The 1,309-nt window shown below is 50.6% G+C and carries 1 protein-coding gene and 1 pseudogene; both read left to right on the forward strand.

The window, feature by feature from the left end:
* Positions 1–153 (forward strand): annotated as a pseudogene (locus GHC57_RS19070) (IS1595 family transposase); the annotation flags it as partial.
* Between the two features lie 237 nt (positions 154–390).
* The gene (locus GHC57_RS19075; protein ID WP_343031215.1) at positions 391–1,248 is read left to right on the forward strand and encodes an NACHT domain-containing protein; all 858 of its coding nucleotides are present in this window, start codon (positions 391–393) and stop codon (positions 1,246–1,248) included.
* Positions 1,249–1,309 lie beyond the last annotated feature (61 nt).

A 1,309-nucleotide genomic window follows, 5' to 3' on the forward strand; every position in this document is an offset into this window, starting at 1 on the left:
CGCAAGCATCTGCAAGCCTACCTCGATGAGTTCGTCTTCCGCTTCAACCGCCGCCGCACCCGGCACGCAGCCTTTCGGTCCCTACTGGGCATCGTCACCACCAAAGGGCCCATCACCTACGATATGTTGATCGCGCCGGAAGCAAAGGGATAAGCCTTCCGAAGGAAATTATTTCGTTTAATACTCTTTTCTCAAGGCTTTTCGACGCAAGGCATTATATTCGCGTGCGCGGCGACCATTCATTTGGTAGCATAAGATCCGGCAAATGAACTAAACTTTAATTTACCCGCATCCGAATACATACCAACGGCATTAAGTCAAGAAGGCACTGGGCAGTCTATTAAGTCCTCTGAGTTAGCAAGAAATCTAGAAGGGGGTGGAAGATGTGTAATTTATGGAGATTATGGCTCCGGCAAAAGCATGACCCTACGAGATATATATTTCAGGGCTAGAGACCGCTTTTCTTCTGGACATTCAATTTGCTGTCCAGTATATTTGAATTTGCGCGAGCACATTGCCCAAACGCAACCAGATGAGGCGCTCTACAGACACGCAGAGAAGATAGGTTTTCCGGAACCGTATAGCATTATTGCGGCATGGCGCGCAGGCTTTGTAATAGTATTTCTTGATGGTTTTGATGAGTTAACCCCGCCACAGTTTGCATCATCGGTCATCAACCTTCGTCAGGCGCGCCGCTTCGCTGTCGAACTCGTGCGGCGCTTTATTGAACAAACGCCCTCCAGCGCATCAATAATTGTCGCAGGGCGTGAAAGCTATTTTGACAGTCGCGACGAAGCGAGATCTGCACTAGGATACAACAATGACTGTCAAGTTTTTGATCTTACAGGATTCACTGATCACGACATAGCGCGTTTCCTTAAAGCAAAAGACGCTCAGATTCCATCCTGGCTACCTACTCGACCACTTTTACTTGGTTACTTGGCGAATGCTGGGCTATTGAGGGGTGAGCAAGCGCAGAATCTATCGCTCGATCCTGCCAGCGGATGGGACCAGATGTTGCAACGCGTATGCGAACGCGAAGTAAGTCAGGTTTGGGGTGTCGGGTTTGAACCAAACGATCTTAGGTTTTTCATAGAGGGGCTTGCGACTCAAGCCCGGAAGGCAAGCGATGGGCTTGGCCTTGAAGACAGGGACTTGCGAAATGTCTTTCGAGGAGTGTTTGGCCGCGACACTGACGAACCAGCCAGACTCCTAACGATGCGATTGCCAGGAGGCTGTGTAACCTGATGTCTGGAAATTTTGCACGAGGGGGCGCACCTGCATGCCCATCCGTGGGGCGCGCCCCACG

This window comes from Roseospira navarrensis (assembly GCF_009601025.1).
Taxonomy (GTDB): domain Bacteria; phylum Pseudomonadota; class Alphaproteobacteria; order Rhodospirillales; family Rhodospirillaceae; genus Rhodospira; species Rhodospira navarrensis.